A 17,804-nucleotide genomic window follows, 5' to 3' on the forward strand; every position below is an offset into this window, starting at 1 on the left:
GCACCTGTGCGACTTCGTGGCAAAAAAATTAATAAGTATCTTTGTGGCTTCAAAAAAATTTACTTGAGATATTTCATCAAATTAGCATATAACGGAACGCATTATCACGGCTGGCAATACCAACCCAATGCTGCTTCTGTTCAGGAAACGATGAACAAAGCGTTTTCGGTGGTGTTGAATACGACCATTAGTCTCATGGGAGCCGGAAGAACAGACACCGGAGTTCATGCTAAAGAGATGTATGCTAATTTTGATTTTGAAAACCCGTTTGACATTCCAAATTTAGTGCACAAACTCAACTCTTATTTGCCCAAAGACATTGTTATTTATGACATTATTCCGGTTCATGATGAAGCGCACTCTCGTTTTGACGCGACAAAAAGAACCTACGAATACCACATCAATACGTTCAAAGATGTTTTTTCGCAAGAGCAAAGTTGGTATTTCCATCAAAAGTTAGATGTCGATTTAATGAATGAAGCGGCGCAATTACTTTTCGATCAGACTGATTTTCAATGTTTTTCGAAAGTAAATACGGATGTAAATACTTTTGATTGTACGATTTTTGAAGCCTATTGGAAGCAAGAAAATGGCAACCTGATTTTTACCATTTCGGCCAATCGTTTCTTACGGAATATGGTACGTGCCATTGTAGGAACATTGGTAAACATAGGGTTACACAAGATTACACTGGCTGATTTTACTGCCATCATAGAAAGTAAAAACCGAGACAAAGCTGGTTTTTCGGTTCCGGCGCATGGTTTGTATTTAACCAAAATAGAATACGATTATTTATAGCTTCAGGCTGTAAGCTTTACGCATTATGCCTAAAGCCTAAAGCATAAGGCTTAAAGAAACAATATGAAAGCAAAAGCATTTGATACCAGATTATTCAAACGAATATTAAAATTTACCAAACCCTATCAATGGCGTTTTAATGGCGTGATTGTTTTCGCCATTTCACTATCGATATTTGCGGCTTTGCGACCGTATTTATTGAAGCAAACCGTTGATGGTTACATTGCAACCCAAGACCAACAGGGATTATTAATGTATGTCATCCTAATGGGAATTGTACTATTACTGGAGGTGTTTTCGCAATTTTACTTTGTATATTGGGCAAACTGGCTCGGTCAGGATATTGTAAAAGACATTCGGACAAAACTATTTCAACACATCTTGAGTTTCCGAATGAAATATTTTGATCACGTTCCGGTGGGTCAACTCGTGACTCGCTCAGTTTCAGATATTGAATCCATTGCCCGAATTTTCAGTCAGGGATTATTCATGATTATTAGTGACTTGATGAAAATGGTTGTCGTGTTGGCTTTTATGTTTTATATGAACTGGAAACTGACATGGATTGTGATTGTGGCAATGCCAATTCTGGTTTTCTTCACGCGTATATTCCAAAAGAAAATGCAAGTCGCTTTTGAAGAAGTGCGCACCCAAATTGCCAATATGAACTCCTTTGTGCAGGAGCGAGTAACAGGAATGAAGATTGTTCAACTCTTTAATCGTGAAAAAATTGAGTACGAAAAATTCAAAAGTATCAATGATAAGCACAAAAAAGCCTGGATCAAAACCATTCTTTATAACTCCATCTTCTTCCCTATTGCTGATATTATTTCATCTTTAACGCTTGGTTTCATTGTGTTGTATGGCGGAATCAAAATACTAAACGGGGATAATTTCACCACTTTTGGAGATTTATTTTCATACACGATGTTCATAGGAATGTTATTTAATCCGTTGCGTCAAATTGCCGATAAATTCAACGAGATGCAACTGGGAATGATTGCGGCGAATCGTGTTTTTGACATTTTGGACACCGAAGATCAGATTCAGGATACAGGAATAATCGAAGCTCCGATTTTTAAAGGAGATATCAAGTTCAAAAAAGTTCGTTTTGGATATATTCCGGATGAAGAAGTAATAAAAGGAATCGATTTAGAGGTGATTGCCGGTCAAACCATTGCCATTGTAGGCTCCACTGGTGCCGGAAAATCGACGATTATTAACTTGCTGAATCGTTTTTACGAAATCAACAGCGGTTCGATTTACATAGACAATCACAATATTGAGAACTACACTTTAGATTCTTTACGCAAACAAATTGCAGTTGTATTGCAGGATGTTTTCCTTTTTGCCGATACGATTTTCAATAATATCACTTTGAATAATCCTGAAATTAGTCGGGAACAAGTTTTAGCTGCAGCAAAAAAAATCGGCGTACATGAATTCATCATGAGTCTACCGGATAATTATGACTTTGATGTAAAGGAACGTGGCGTTATGCTTTCGTCAGGTCAGCGCCAACTGATTGCTTTCTTGAGAGCGTATGTGAGCAATCCAAGTATTTTGATTCTAGATGAAGCGACATCTTCAATCGATACGTATTCCGAAGAATTGATTCAGCGCGCTACGGAAACGATTACTAAAGGCAGAACATCAATTGTTATTGCGCACCGCTTGGCAACGATTGTCAATGCTGATAAAATTGTGGTAATGGATAAAGGTTTAATCGTAGAGCAAGGAACACACCAGGAATTAATTAACCGCGAAAGTGGCTATTACAAGAATTTGTATGATTCCCAGTTTTCGGTGGCAAATTAGTTTTTTACTGAAAAGGAAATAGAAGTAACATAGGGACAAAGCACATAGAATAAAGAAAAAAGAATAAAGAATAAAGAAAAAAGAATAAAGAAAAAAGAATAAAGAATAAAGAATAAAGAATAAAGAACATAGAAAAAAGAATAAAGAAAAAAGAATAAAGAATAAAAGACAGAAAGGTTTCAAGGTTAAAAATCAGCTTAATCTGTGTCATCCGCGTCCCATCTTTTCAACAATTAGGTTAAGAGAGTTAAGAGTGAAAATCAATTTAATTCTAGTGTCTAAATTTCACTTTACTTTTTTACAAAGATGTAGCAGTTAAAAAAATAAATCTGCATTCATACTTTTGCAATTTGTTTAAAACAAAGGTGTTTTTCTAAAAAATGTTTACTTTATTACTTTGAAACTTTCTCAAAACAGAATAAATCATTAAATTCGCCCAATCAATTAAATAAGACAAACACACATAATGAAATGAGTTTTTACGAATTCATTTTGTACAAATAACAAATAAACAAGCACAAAATGAAATACGATATTATAGTTTTAGGAAGTGGTCCAGGGGGTTATGTTACAGCAATTAGAGCATCACAATTAGGCTTTAAAGTAGCCGTAATAGAAAAAGAAAGCTTAGGCGGTGTATGTTTGAACTGGGGTTGTATCCCAACAAAAGCGTTACTAAAATCAGCGCAGGTTTTTGATTATTTAAAACATGCTTCGGATTATGGACTGACTGTTTCATCATTTGACAAAGACTTCTCTGCTGTTGTACAGCGCAGCCGTTCTGTAGCGGACGGCATGAGCAAAGGGGTTCAATTCCTGATGAAAAAAAATAAAATTGACGTGATTGATGGTTTTGGAAAACTAAAACCAGGAAAGAAGGTTGATGTTACTGACAAAGAAAATAAAGTTACTGAATACAGTGCGGATCATATCATCATTGCCACTGGAGCACGTTCCCGTGAGTTGCCAAACTTGCCTCAAGATGGTGTAAAGGTAATTGGATATAGACTGGCAATGACATTAGCAACACAACCAAAATCGTTGATTATCGTGGGTTCTGGAGCTATTGGGATTGAATTTGCACACTTTTACAACTCCATGGGAACTGAGGTAACTATTGTAGAATTTATGCCAAATGTAGTTCCTGTTGAAGACGAAGATATTTCAAAACAAATGGAACGTTCTTTGAAAAAAGCAGGTATCAAGATTATGACTAACTCATCTGTTGAGAGAATTGATACAACTGGAGCAGGTGTTAAAGCATTTGTCAAAACAGCAAAAGGAGAAGAAGTTTTGGAAGCGGAGATTTTACTTTCAGCGGTTGGAATCAAAACCAATATTGAAAACATAGGACTAGAAGAAGTAGGAATTGCTACCGATAAAGATAAAATTTTAGTAAATGCTTACAACCAGACGAACATTCCAGGATATTACGCTATTGGCGATGTTACGCCAGGCCAAGCATTAGCTCACGTAGCTTCGGCGGAAGGAATCAACTGTGTGGAGAAAATTGCAGGACTTCACGTAGATCCTATAGATTACGGAAACGTACCGGGTTGTACTTATGCAACTCCAGAAATTGCTTCTGTAGGATTGACTGAAAAACAAGCTAAAGAAAAAGGATACGAATTGAAAATTGGAAAATTCCCATTCTCAGCTTCAGGAAAAGCAAAAGCATCTGGAACACCGGATGGTTTTGTAAAAGTAATTTTTGATGCTAAATACGGAGAATGGTTAGGATGTCACATGATCGGAGCCGGAGTTACTGATATGATTGCTGAGGCAGTTGTAGCACGTAAACTGGAAACTACAGGACACGAAATCTTAAAATCAATTCACCCACACCCAACGATGAGCGAAGCCGTTATGGAAGCGGTTGCTGATGCCTATGGCGAGGTTATACACTTATAGATTTCAGATTGTAAAGACGCACTGCAGTGCGTCTCTACAAAATAATAGTAATCCGATTTGCTTTCGCAAATCGGATTTTTTTATGCCCTTAATACATTCACTAACAGATAAATTAGGTATAAGAATTATGAAAGTTTTAGACAGAATTACATAACAAAAATTGCATTACTTATTCTGAAATTTGAATAAATTAAAATAGTAAAGTAAACGAAATCCATTTTCTTAATAATTATTTAAATAGATGTCTTATGAAAAATATTTATCTGAATGCCGGAACAATAAATGAAGTTTTTAGTGGACTGGAAACTTCTTTAAATGGCGTTTTAAATTCAAGTAATAACGAATTTAAATTAGCGCTGGATACTGATTTGATTAAGGGAAATGTTGACGCGGTAACCTTCATAAATGGTTTTACTTGTATTCAGGTTAACATGACATTTGCAGATGATGTAACACTAAGTATGGAATCTTTAAGCGCAACGTCAATTGTATTCGCGTATTGCACTGAGGGAACTTTTAAACACAGCTTTGGTATATCGGGTCACCAATCAACGCTAAGAAAACATCTTTCAACTGTTGTAACCAGCAGAAGAAGTGTAAATACTATATTACATTTTAAGAAAGATACGGCTGTTCAATTTTCGATTATAAAAGTGGAAACCGCTAGCTTATCTAATGGGATAAATGATTCTTTAATCCCGAATTTGAAGAAAAACTTTTTAAACAAACAACCAAATTATACGTATCAAGGCATTCAAAATTTGAGAATCGCAGAAAAACTCCAACAGTTTAATGACGTTACGGAGCAAGGAATGGTCGGACATATCAAGAAAAAAGATATTATTCAATCCATAATAGCCATGGAAATTGATGACAATACTGACAATCTAATTAGAATGTCACGCGCGATCAAACGTTCGACCTTACATAAAATCAATGAATTAAAAAAGATTTCCGGTTTGATTAAACAGTATACTTTTGATGCGATGTATAGTAAAGTTATTAATTCAAAAAACAGGATTTTCATTAAGTAATCATCAGCGAAATCTTATTATTGACTTCCGCCACTAGTTTTTTTTATACTAGCATTTCCAACACAAAGCATCCATTATGTGGGAATTTAACATATTAACATTTATTTACAAAGCAGGGTTATGAAGCTATTCAATTCTGCTCTATATTTGTATAACGAGCCATTTTACTCGTATAATTCTGATTTTATTCCTTTATAAATGAACACTGCAACCAACCATTTTTCGAATACACTGCATGAAAGCCAAAATAAAAATTGGGTAAGAGCCATTGATTCTTCTAAGATTATTACTTGGATTGATGATTTATTCAAAATATTATTCCCCGAAAAAGCTCTGGAAACCATTCAAATCGAATTGCTTTTGGACCAAAACAAAGCCAACTTCATCGCTATTCTTTCGGAGATTGTAAAAGACAAAACAGCGAATGAAATTCTGGATGACGCTGAATCATTTTACACCGCGCTTCCGGAACTATATAGCTCGATGCAAAAAGACGCTCAGGCTATTCTGGATACAGATCCTGCAGCTGATTGCATTCAGGAAATAATCAATTCCTATCCCGGTTTTTTTGCCATAGAAGTCTATCGCATTGCCAATGCTATTGCTTCCCGAACTACGTGTTTGTTGCCGCGAATTCTTACCGAATATGCGCATAGCAAAACTGGAATCGACATTCACCCCAGTGCCACTATCGATGTTCCGTTTATGATTGATCATGGCACCGGAATTGTCATTGGAGAGACTACAATCATAGGGAAATATGTCAGTATTTATCAAGGAGTGACATTAGGAGCGTTGCAAGTTGAGAAAAGTATGCAGGAAAAAAAACGACATCCAACCGTAGAAGATCATGTGATTATTTATGCTAATGCCACTATTCTAGGCGGAAGCACCATCATAGGAAATCACAGTATTGTAGGGGGAAATACGTTTATTACCAAGAGTATGAATCCGTATTCATTTGTCATGCAATCCAATAAAAACACGGTTTTGAACCAGCAGGAAATAAAAGATATTAATTTTTTCTCTATATAAATATTATGAAATACAATAACATACTCGAAACAATAGGCAATACGCCACACGTAAAAATCAATCGTTTATTTGGTGCCAACCGCAATGTCTGGATCAAACTGGAACGCGCCAATCCTGGTGCCAGCATCAAGGACAGAATCGCTCTTGCGATGATTGAAGATGCCGAAACCAAAGGACTATTAAAAGCTGAAGGAACTATTATTGAAGCCACTTCTGGAAATACAGGAATTGGACTCGCTATGGTTGCGGCCGTAAAAGGCTATAAATTAATATTAGTGATGCCCGAATCGATGTCTATAGAAAGACGCCGACTCATGAGCCTGTATGGTGCCGAATTTGTCTTGACGCCCCGCGAAAAAGGAATGAAAGGCGCGCTGGAAAAAGCACAAGAATTAGTTTCCGAAATGCCAAATGCCTGGTCACCGCTTCAATTTGAAAATCCTGCTAATATTGAAATTCATAAAACAACCACCGCTCAGGAAATCATAAAAGCGTTCCCTGACGGATTGGATTATTTGATAACCGGCGTAGGAACTGGTGGTCATATCACGGGCTGTGCCGAAATATTGAAACAACATTTCCCTAACCTGAAAGTATACGCTGTAGAACCACAAGCTTCACCAGTTATCAGCGGTGGTGCAGCTGCTCCCCACCCTATTCAAGGAATTGGAGCAGGATTTATCCCCACAAACTTACATACTGATTTATTAGACGGAACAATCCAAGTAAGCAAAGACGAAGCATTTACTTATACTCAAAGAGCAGCCAAAGAAGAAGGCATGTTCATAGGAATTTCCTCTGGAGCATCACTCGCTGCCGTGGCCAAAAAACTTTCAGAAATCCCTGAAAACGCGAAAGTCCTCACTTTTTGTTACGATACCGGCGAACATTATTTAAGCATCGAAGGCTTATTTGTATAAACGAAAATCCCCTTTTATTACGAACCGATTTGTGAAAACAAGTCGGTTTTTTTATGACGTTTATTTTTTGGGCGTGTCCTTGTTGCAGTGCTATTGTATGAATCACTTTGTTTAGTGTTGCAACAAGGTCAGGCTGTTTATTCCCGCTTATATTGTATTACCCTTCGGGATAAAACAATAAAGAGCTCCACTTCCATCCTTCACGCAAAACAGCTTCAATCCACAAGATTCTAGCAGTAATAAAACTATTTGTAAAAATTAGTATCTTTCAATCACAAAATCAACACAATATGACTTGGACTGCAAAACCCATAAAACACAAAGGCGAAAACCGGATTGCTGTCTATTTTGAAAAAAATCAAGACTTAATTGCCCGCATCAAACAAATAGAAGGAGCCCGATGGAGCCAGCAAAAAACGGTTTGGCACCTACCCGATACCAGCGAAAATAGAGAACGTTTCAAGATAGAACCCCTTAAAAATTCTCTTCCTTCACTCGAGGGAATTGAACACATTACAAAATTCATACAATGGCTATCGTCAAAAAGATATAGTCCTAGCACCATCAAAACCTATAGCGATGCTCTGAAATCGTTCTTAATCTTCTATCGAGAAAAATCAGTTGTAGAAATCAATAATGAGGACGTGATTATTTATAATAACGAGTATATTTTAAAGAATAATCTTTCTGCTTCCTACCAGAATCAAACGGTTAATGCGATAAAGCTGTTTTTTATGACAGTAAGAGGAACCAAGATTGACATTGATAAAATACACCGCCCCAAACGAGCCAAACTATTGCCCAACGTTTTGAGTAAAGAAGAAGTAAAACTAATCTTAAATGCTCACAGCAATATCAAACATAAGATGATGCTTTCGTTGATTTATAGTTGTGGTTTGCGTTGTGGCGAATTATTGGCACTGCAGCCCGTTCATATCGATTCAAAAAGAAACATTGTATTGCTTAAGAATGCAAAAGGAAACAAAGATAGAATTGCTCCTTTGTCTCCCAAGATTTTAGAAATGCTTCGGGAATATTACCTGTCCTTCAGACCCACAACCTATTTGTTTGAAGGTGTAATTCCTAGCGAACCCTATTCCGAAAAAAGTTTGCAAAGCGTATTAAAGCAAGCACTCAAAAAAGTTAATATAACAAAACCCGTCACTTTACATTGGTTGCGACATAGTTTCGCCACCCATTTGCTAGAAAGCGGGACAGATCTTAGGTATATACAGGAATTATTGGGACATAGCAGCAGTAAAACCACCGAAATTTATACTCACGTTAGCACCAAAAGTATTCAACAAATAAAAAGTCCTTTTGATGATTTATGAGATAAATAGTATATATTTGAAAATAAAATAACACTGACGTCTATTAGACCTATCTACCCAATTTCGGGGTGATAAGTCTGATATTGTCAGACCTATATATTAGTGGTCAGCTTAAAGAACCGAAAGTGGAAAAGCGACTAACCGATGTTTAGAAATAACTAAACAGAAAAATGACAAATGAGGAAGTTTATCATAAGCCTAACGCCAAAATATTAACAAAAGAATTTGGAAAAATAGATAGAAGTATTTACAAAGTATTAGTGGAAAGTTACGCTTTAATTAACTTCGCTAAAAGAGAAATAAAAACCTATTCCATACCAATAGATGTAAATATAACAAGTATAGATGAAGGTTTTTTTAAAGACTTTTTAGACAGAAAACAAAATTTAAGAGATAATGAAAGTATAACAGATGAACAGTCATATTTTGAACTAGATAAAAAAATGCGTATTGAAAAAGCAATTATAGAAAGAGCTTACGCTACACTAAACCGTTAATTTTTTCAAAATAATCATATGTTTCGTTAAAATTTAAATTACAAAAATTAGAAAATTCTAAAGTTTTTATAGAATATAGATTTTAATTAGCACTATTTTGTTTAAACTCAGATTTATAATTAAGTATTAAATCAAAAACAAGGTTGTTATACCTTTCTTTAATTTCATCTAAATCTTTAGAAAATCTTATCCATTGTAACTTTTCTAATTTTTTAACTGATGTAACTAAATCTTCAACTTTTTGCCTCATCGATAGATGATGCCATTGCACAAGACAACGAAATCAGGCTCATTGACCTTTTTGTAGACAGTATTAAACTCGCTGATTTTGGATTCACTTTCGATTTTGTCGAAAACGGAAGACCCGCTTATAATCCTTCGGATTTACTCAAACTCTTTATTTACGGCTACCTCAATCGCATGCGTTCGTCCAGAACTTTGGAGAAAGAATGCAATCGCAACATTGAACTTATGTGGCTTTTGAAAGGTTTGGTTCCTGATCACAACACCATTGCTAATTTCCGTAAAAACAATCCCAAAGCCATTGCTCGCGTTTTTCGGGCAACGGTAAAACTAGCGACGCACTTTGAACTTATTGGCGGTGCTTTGGTTGCTGGTGACAGTACCAAACTCAGAGCACAAAACTCTAAGAAAAACAATTTCAATCCCAATAAAATTGAGCGACACATTGCTTACATCGATGCCAAACTCGAAGAGTACAACTCGGCTTTAGCCAAAGAAGATGGTGATGTTCTGGAAAAACAAATTATTGCAAAGAAGATAAAGAAACACACTATTCAAAGGCAAAAATACATCGGGTATCAAAACACAATTGATGCCACTGGCGTTACCCAAATCTCGACTTCAGATCCCGATAGTCGCCAAATCATGACTCGCAACAACATCTCTGAAGTCTGCGTATACGGTACAAACCACAGTGGATGCGCTGCACAATATTCCCATTGATTTTAAGGTGACCAATGAAAACGATTCCAAAGCTATGGGAGGAATGTTACGCCGAGCCAAAAACATTTTGGGACACAATAATTTTACCGCTATTTACGACAAAGGCTATCATACGGGAAGTGAATTTGATTATGCTAATAAACTTGGCGTTGATGTGCTGGTCGCCATTCCAGGAGTTTCTGCTCACGCACCTGATTTGGCTTTTGATGTAGAGCATTTTAAATACAACATAACCACCGATTCCTATACTTGCCCTGCCAATGAAACCCTAACGACCAATGGAAATTGGTACGCCAAAAAGAACGGCAAATCAATAACCCAGATGAAGCATTACAAAACTACTGCGTGTTTGACTTGTGAACTGTATAAAAAATGCACCAAAAATGCCAAAGGCAGACTCATTGAAAGATCCCAGTACGCCCATTTGATTTATGAAAATAAAGTTAGAATCGACAACAATTATGAAACCTACCGTAGACGTCAAGCCATTGTAGAACATCCCTACGGTGTAATAAAACGACAATGGGATTTTTACTATATTATGACCAAGAAAACGATCAAACATGCCTCAGCTGATGTAGGATTGATTTTCTGCGCCTACAATCTGCGTCGCATTTTAAACTTGATTGACCACAATCTACTAAAACAATATCTAAAAGTATTGGCTTTATATTTTGGGATTATAAGAGCGATTTTTAAAACTTTTTACGCATTATTTTCTTTTGAGAAAGTGAAAGAGGCTATTTTAAAAAAGAATTTTAATTGCAGTTTAAATCACATATATTTACTAACTGATTAATCAAATAGAGTTCGTTTAGAATTTTTTAGACGAACTGAGGTTAGCTGTCACCCTAAAAAGAACCGACAAACATTCAACATCCTGAAAATTGACAAAGAATTTCAAACTATTCTTGATTTGAACACAACAAACAGAGATTTGACTACAAAAACAAAAAACAGCTGCCTGACCTTTGTACTATCATTTAAAATGTAATAAAATATGGCAACAATAAATTGGACAGCTGACGACATTCCTTCACAAGAAGGAAAAACCATCTTAATCACGGGTGCAAATAGCGGACTTGGCTATGAAGCGACAAAAGTGTTGAGTAAAAAAGGGGCTCACATTATCATGACCGCCCGAAACTTGCAGAAAGGCAATGAAGCTTTAGCAGCTATCAAGAAGGAAAACCCAAATGCAAAGTTACACTTAATGCATTTGGACTTAGCTGACTTGCACTCAATCCGAAAATTTTCAGATGAATTTCATTCGAAGTATTCAAAACTTGATGTTTTGGTAAATAATGCAGGTGTGATGAACCCACCTAAAAAAGAAGTGACAAAACAGCATTTTGAAGTTCAATTTGGCACCAATCATTTAGGACATTTCTTACTCACTGGCTTGCTTTTGGATATACTTAAAAACACACCGAATTCGAGAATTTCGGTTCAAAGCAGCATTGTTCACAAAACAGAAAGTATGAAGCCTAATATTCATTTTGATGATTTGAACTTTGAAAAATCATACAACAGAGACCAAGCTTATGCCCAAAGCAAATTAGCTAACTTGCTTTTTGCTTATGAACTAGACAGACGTTTGAAAGCCAGCAATATCAACACTATTGTAACTGCGGCTCATCCAGGTTATACAAAAACAAACCTTCAAGCAAATTCAGGATTTTTAATGTCTATTATTTTGAACAACATTCTTGCCCAAAATGTCAAAATTGGAACTCTACCCATTTTAAGGGCAGCAACTGATGAAAACGTAAAAGGCTCCGAGTATTTTGGACCGACTAAAATGATGGAAATGAAAGGCTATCCTGAGTTAGTAAAATCAAGTGATAAATCTTATGACAAAGATTTGGCTAAAAAACTATGGGAAGTATCAGAAAAATTAACCAACTTTAAATACCAATTTTAATATGAAAACAGTAAAAATCGTATTACTCTATCTGTTAGTGGCATTTTACCTTTTTATGGGGTCAATGCACTTTATACAACCCGAACAGTATTTTGCAATGATGCCTTCGTGGTTACCAGCACAAAAAGTTTTAATCATTTTGAGTGGAATTGTTGAAATTGTTTTAGCAGTGCTTTTAATACCAATTAAAACAAGAGCAATTGCTGCGAAGTTAATTATAGCTATGTTGGTGGTATTTTTCTTTGCAATTCATATTCCTGAAAGCATAGGCTACTACAAGACAGGTAACGAGAAGTTTGTTGCAAGCATCATAAGGTTACCTATTCAGTTTCTTTTTATTGCGTGGGCTTGGATGTTTGCGAAAAAATAATCTACTAAAATAAAAACCTAAAAAGTCAACAATGTAAGTTCAAATCAAACGTTGTTGATTTTTATTAAATTTGACCAATGGCAAAAAATGTAAATCATATCACTATCAATTCCATTTCAGAGCTACATCGCCTAATGGGATTGTCTAAACCACTTCATCCATTAATCAGTTTGATTAATATGGATGAAGTACAATCATCTGAAAAAACAGAAGAACTACATTTTTTGCTTAATTTTTATGGCGTTTCTCTGAAAAAAAATATAAGTGGCAAATTAAAATACGGACAGAACTACTACGACTTTGATGAAGGTGTATTGGCTATGACAGCACCCAAACAAATTTTATCTGTAGGCAGGGAAGAAAATTACAAAGTGTCAGGATATTGGTTAGTTTTTCACTCTGACTTTATATTAAATTATCCATTAGGAAAAGTTATAAAAGACTACGGTTTTTTTTCGTATACAGTAAATGAAGCCTTGCACCTTTCTGACAAAGAAGAAAAAATGCTCGAAGGAATATTTAAGAATATAGAGCAAGAATATCAGACATCAATAGATCAGTTTAGTCAAGATGTAATGGTTTCGCATCTTGAATTATTTTTGAACTATTGTAATCGTTTCTACAACAGACAATTTCTAACGAGAAAAAAGGCAGGAAATGACCTGTTTAGTAAAATGGAAGAATTGCTTGATGAATATTTTAAAAACGATAAACTTATTGAATCAGGACTACCGACAGTTCAATATTTTGCAGAAAAAATGAACGTTTCTTCAAATTATTTAAGTGATATGTTGAGGGCACTCACAGGGCAAAGCACACAACAGCATATTCACAACAAATTAATAGAAAAAGCAAAAGAAACATTGACAATAACCAATTTATCAGTAAGTGAGATTGCTTATCAGTTAGGCTTTGAGCATCCGCAATCGTTTAGTAAATTATTTAAAAGCAAAACAAATTTGACACCGATTGAATTTAGAGCTTCATTTAACTAACAAAGAAAAGGGCGAACAGCTAATCGAGTAGACGGCTCCCCCAGAAACTGACGGACTGCGCCTCTCGCACCACCATAGGTATAAGTTCTAGCACACGGCGTTTCGTCCCGAAACTTCGGAATTACTTCAGATTCTTGTTTAACTTGTGCTGCTTTTCCGGGGCTATAACTTGCGTTGTTCAGATGAAAATCAAGAACCACTTTCGTTATTTAATTTCTTGTTTATTAGTTTTTACCGTTTTTATTGACAACTCGTTCCCCAAAGTACAATGACTTCTGCTGACTTCTTCACTTAACCACCCGTGGTTGTGAAGACCTCCCTCGGTAAGCACTTCCTCTTTCTGTCTATCCCCGACGCATCTACTAACTAAACCTGTTGTTTAAAGGCTTCGCATTGCTGTGCATGCTTACCCAATTTAGCTAGCCTCTTATGCGCTTTACTCACGCTTTACTATTGTTTTTTTGGTATTCGTGATACGCTGCGCTTAATTGTGTTCCTCGGTACAGACAAAAATTAAGGAAGATATTGCTTTCGCAATAACCTTCACTGCATGGATCGCTCCAAACCAGCTTACCACGTGCTAATCGGCTCAATATAAATCAACAACTTGCCGATAAGGGACTTGCACCCTCTAGATAAAATTCCTACTTTTGAGGAATTGGAAGTGCATGCAAGGCACACACACACGCTACAAGCGATTTGGGCATTTTGGTTTAATGGGAAAATTGGTTTGTATTTGGAAGATTTGGCTTATCCGAAAATAGGGCTTAATTTAGTCCCAAACCGCGTGTAGCGCGGGAACGTCAGGCTGTGAAAAAACCTCCTTTTCCTTTTAAAACCTTCACATTTCCCTATTACTAGACTGTAAATAAAGCCTTTTAACAAAGCTGTTTTTTTAGGCTGCCAAATTAGTTACAGGAAAAAATAAGGCTTATTTCAGCTTTAAATACATCGTTTTTAGCAAAAACAAGACTTTTGCCTTGTAGGGTGAGTTCCATTTTTTGAGTTTAGTAATCAAATCGGGAACGCCTAGGATATTGACACTGCGTTTGATGTTATACACCAGCATAATCAAGCTATGTTCTCCGTTTACTTTTTCTAATCCCTTTAAGTTGATATGGTTATAGCCCCATTGTCGTTTGATGGTGCCAAAAATGTGTTCGTTGATTTACTCAATTTTTTATTGTTTTTTTTATTTGTTTTCGTGATTTCCGCTACGCTTCAATTCTTGCCTTTTGCGATACAGTTGGGGATTCTCTCGATAGCGTTTATTGTTTTCTTCTACAGCATCAGCATATTGGCTGCGGTCAATCTCTCTTCCTGCTGCTCGACTAGTACATAAATGTTTTACAGAGCATTCTTTACATTTTGGGGTTCGGTATTTTTTAAATTCGTAACTCTCCTTTGAACTACTTTTTTTATGCCAACGCCCCGTAGTTTTAAGCGTTTCTCCTTGTGGACAAGTATAGTTATCGGTGCTATGATCGTATTGAAAATTAGAAACTAAATACTCTTTTGTTGTGCCGTTTTCGTTACTTTTTCCTTATTCAGGCTGTGCTACAATGGTAGTGATGTTGGCTTGTTTGCAGATTTCTATTTGTTTGCCATTATGGTAACCTTTATCGACCAATGCGGTATAGGTTTCTATACCTAAATTCTCTTTGGCTTCTATGGCAATAGCTGACAAAGCACTGCGATCATTCTTATTGATGGTGTGCGTGGCTACCACCAGATTGTGTTTGGCATCGACTGCAGCCTGAATATTGAACGAAATCTCAACCACTTGCCCCTGAACTAACAAGGCTCTGGCATCGTTATCGGTGGTACTTATTTGCGGCTCGCCACTGGCTTTTAGTTTTTCTTCCAGTTGCTCATAACGGATTTTATTCCCTTTCAATCGGTCTAACTTTTGTTGGATATTTTGGATTATAATTGGGTTATCTTTGGCGTCATTTTCTTCCAGAGCGTTTAGGTATTCTTGGGTCTTGGCTTCAATATAAGCTAAGTGTTTGTCGATTTTCTTTTGGTTGAAATTGGCTTTCTTGCTATTGTGTGCGCGGCTTTTGGTACCATCGATAGCAATGGTTTCGCATCCTATCAAATCAGCATCTTTCAAGAACGAAACAAAGAGTTTGAAAGTGTTCTTTAATGCCATTGGGTTATTTTTTCTAAAATCACTAATGCTGTGGTAATTGGGACGAATGTCTTCTAAAAGCCATTGCATTTCAATGTTTCTCAAACATTCCTTTTCTAGATCTCGACCACTCCTGATTCCATTGAGATAACCATATAAATAAATCTTTAGAAACACTTTACTATTGAAACTCGGGCGACCTTCGGTCTTGAGCGTTTTTACAGCAAAATCGAGTTTAGAGAGGTCAATAAGCTCTACAAAGGCATCTATAAATCGCACCTGATTATCGGGACTTATAGTATCTTCTAAACTTGAAAAACGCATTGGTGACGGGAAATTCCGGTGATGTGTTGCATTCTTAAATATACGAAAAACCTTCTTTTTATAAAAGTATTTTGTTATATTTGATGATAATAAAACGGAGGTTTTTTCACAGACTGACGTTAGCAGTAATGCTGAACAAAATACAGCAACAACTTAACTGAATAGTAAAAAAGATTTATAATATGAGAGTAGACCCTATAGACAAGATTTTGATAATACCAATCACACGTTTCATTAGTAATTCAACAACTAGTGGAATCATATTGTTCGTATCAGCCATAGTGGCTTTGATACTAGCCAACTCTCCTTTAAAAGAAACATATCATCATTTTTGGGAGAATACTTTTACGATAGGTTTCAGTGATTTTGTTCTTTCCAAAACATTACATCATTGGATTAATGATGGTTTGATGTCCATTTTCTTTTTTGTAATCGGCTTGGAACTCAAGAGAGAGATAATGGCAGGTGAACTTTCAACTCCCAAAGACGCAATTCTACCATTTTTTGCCGGGCTAGGCGGTATGGTAGTTCCAGCATTATTCTACTTGCTATTTAATTCAAGTGAAGAAACTTCTGCTGGGTGGGGAATCCCTATGGCTACCGATATTGCATTTGCATTAGGAATACTTTATTTGCTGGGTGATAAAGTACCCGTCTCTTTAAAAATATTTTTGACAGCACTTGCTATTGCTGATGATTTAGGAGCAGTATTGGTCATTGCATTTTTCTATACTTCTGATATCTCTACTCTAAGTTTATTAGTAGGCGGTGGATTTTTAACTTTACTCATATTAGCCAATAGATTAGGTGTACGTAATACGCTATTTTATGGAATTATAGGAATTGGCGGTTTATGGTTAGCATTTCTATTATCGGGAGTGCACGCCACTATAGCAGGTGTAATTGCAGCTCTTACCATTCCAGCAAATGTTAAGATTCAAGACAAGGAATATGTCAAAAAAATGAATGCTTTGACCAATAAATTTGAAAAAAGTGCGCCAAATATTGTTTCACTGGTTACTCACGAACAATTACATATTTTAGAAGATATAAGACATTATTCAAAAGCAGCAATGACTCCACTTCAACGTCTCGAACATACTATGCACCCATTAGTAGCTTTTGTAGTAATGCCAATTTTTGCACTTGCCAATGCAGGTATAACTTTTTCTGATGATTTTGTTGCTAACTTGGGTAGCAATGTTAGCCTAGGTGTTATTTCTGGTTTGGTATTAGGTAAGTTTATTGGTATCGTTTTAGTATCCAAAATTTTAATTAAACTAAAATTAGCTGACCTTCCAAACGGAGTTAATTGGCGTCAAATATATGGGGTATCTCTGCTTGCAGGTGTTGGATTTACAATGTCATTATTTATAACAGACCTTGCATTTGTTGATCCTGATTATATTTTACAATCAAAAATCGGCATTTTTATAGCCTCTATTTTGTGTGGGATTGGTGGCTATTTGACATTGAAAAATGCCACAGCTTTATAACTCGTATCAATGATTGAACCTTGAATACAATTAAAAGCAAAGCCACTAAACAGCTAGGGATTCGTTGCGTGCGCAGCGCGAACAATGAATCCCTAGCTGAACAGCCTGTCCAGCTTTTTCGGGAGAACCGTTCACTGGCAGGAACTATGGAGTTATCGTAAAGTTTTGAGAGAGAATAGCAAGAGGATTTAGGGTCCTCTTTTTTTGGAGAAGTATTTTTTGGTTTGCTATCGTGTTTTCCGTCACTT

General features: G+C 36.1%; 15 protein-coding genes and 1 pseudogene. 14 read left to right on the top strand and 2 right to left on the bottom strand.

Going from position 1 to position 17,804, the window contains the following annotated elements; genetic code table 11:
* Positions 1-63: 63 nt before the first annotated feature.
* The 13 genes from truA (at position 64) to AC0J6S_RS15400 (ending at position 13,602) form a co-directional block, all read left to right on the top strand.
* A complete protein-coding gene (gene truA / locus AC0J6S_RS15340) occupies positions 64-798 on the top strand; it encodes a tRNA pseudouridine(38-40) synthase TruA (RefSeq protein ID WP_474954605.1) in 735 nt (244 codons plus the stop codon).
* A gap of 63 nt (positions 799-861) precedes the next feature.
* Positions 862-2,616: an ABC transporter ATP-binding protein gene (locus tag AC0J6S_RS15345; protein ID WP_474954606.1), complete on the top strand. Its 1,755-nt coding sequence runs from the start codon at positions 862-864 to the stop codon at positions 2,614-2,616.
* A gap of 522 nt (positions 2,617-3,138) precedes the next feature.
* Entirely contained in the window at positions 3,139-4,527 is a 1,389-nt protein-coding gene (lpdA, locus tag AC0J6S_RS15350; RefSeq protein WP_474954607.1) for a dihydrolipoyl dehydrogenase, read from the top strand.
* 248 nt (positions 4,528-4,775) lie between these two features.
* Entirely contained in the window at positions 4,776-5,561 is a 786-nt protein-coding gene (locus tag AC0J6S_RS15355) for a hypothetical protein (protein ID WP_474954608.1), read from the top strand.
* 198 nt (positions 5,562-5,759) lie between these two features.
* The gene (locus AC0J6S_RS15360; RefSeq protein ID WP_474954609.1) at positions 5,760-6,596 is read left to right on the top strand and encodes a serine O-acetyltransferase; all 837 of its coding nucleotides are present in this window, start codon (positions 5,760-5,762) and stop codon (positions 6,594-6,596) included.
* A 5-nt stretch (positions 6,597-6,601) separates the two neighbouring features.
* Entirely contained in the window at positions 6,602-7,516 is a 915-nt protein-coding gene (cysK, locus tag AC0J6S_RS15365; protein WP_474954610.1) for a cysteine synthase A, read from the top strand.
* 290 nt (positions 7,517-7,806) lie between these two features.
* Entirely contained in the window at positions 7,807-8,850 is a 1,044-nt protein-coding gene (locus AC0J6S_RS15370) for a tyrosine-type recombinase/integrase (RefSeq protein WP_474954611.1), read from the top strand.
* Between the two features lie 170 nt (positions 8,851-9,020).
* A complete protein-coding gene (locus tag AC0J6S_RS15375) occupies positions 9,021-9,347 on the top strand; it encodes a hypothetical protein (RefSeq protein ID WP_474954612.1) in 327 nt (108 codons plus the stop codon).
* A gap of 291 nt (positions 9,348-9,638) precedes the next feature.
* The gene (locus tag AC0J6S_RS15380) at positions 9,639-10,313 is read left to right on the top strand and encodes a transposase (protein ID WP_474956376.1); all 675 of its coding nucleotides are present in this window, start codon (positions 9,639-9,641) and stop codon (positions 10,311-10,313) included.
* Complete coding sequence (locus AC0J6S_RS15385; RefSeq protein ID WP_474954613.1) at positions 10,285-11,112, top strand: transposase; 828 nt, start codon at positions 10,285-10,287, stop codon at positions 11,110-11,112. The genes AC0J6S_RS15380 and AC0J6S_RS15385 overlap by 29 nt, the downstream gene beginning before the upstream one ends.
* 201 nt (positions 11,113-11,313) lie before the next feature.
* Entirely contained in the window at positions 11,314-12,237 is a 924-nt protein-coding gene (locus tag AC0J6S_RS15390) for an oxidoreductase (RefSeq protein ID WP_474954614.1), read from the top strand.
* A gap of 1 nt (position 12,238) precedes the next feature.
* A complete protein-coding gene (locus tag AC0J6S_RS15395; RefSeq protein ID WP_474954615.1) occupies positions 12,239-12,607 on the top strand; it encodes a DoxX family protein in 369 nt (122 codons plus the stop codon).
* A gap of 77 nt (positions 12,608-12,684) precedes the next feature.
* Positions 12,685-13,602, top strand: a complete 918-nt coding sequence (locus AC0J6S_RS15400; RefSeq protein WP_474954616.1) for a helix-turn-helix domain-containing protein — start codon at positions 12,685-12,687, stop codon at positions 13,600-13,602.
* Between the two features lie 931 nt (positions 13,603-14,533).
* On the opposite strand, the pseudogene AC0J6S_RS15405 reads toward AC0J6S_RS15400, so the two are convergent.
* Together AC0J6S_RS15405 and AC0J6S_RS15410 are read right to left on the bottom strand one after the other, a co-directional pair.
* Positions 14,534-15,007 (bottom strand): annotated as a pseudogene (locus tag AC0J6S_RS15405) (transposase); the annotation flags it as partial.
* Positions 15,008-15,145: 138 nt separating this feature from the next.
* The gene (locus tag AC0J6S_RS15410; protein WP_474954617.1) at positions 15,146-16,060 is read right to left on the bottom strand and encodes a transposase; all 915 of its coding nucleotides are present in this window, start codon (positions 16,058-16,060) and stop codon (positions 15,146-15,148) included.
* Positions 16,061-16,242: 182 nt separating this feature from the next.
* Here AC0J6S_RS15410 and nhaA point away from each other — a divergent pair, with 182 nt between their 5' ends.
* Positions 16,243-17,556 carry a Na+/H+ antiporter NhaA gene (nhaA, locus tag AC0J6S_RS15415; protein WP_474954618.1) on the top strand — a complete coding sequence of 438 codons (1,314 nt, stop codon included), beginning with the start codon at positions 16,243-16,245 and terminating at the stop codon, positions 17,554-17,556.
* The last annotated feature ends 248 nt before the right edge of the window (positions 17,557-17,804 follow it).

The sequence above is a fragment of the Flavobacterium sp. TS_SC_5 genome (genome assembly GCF_056156265.1).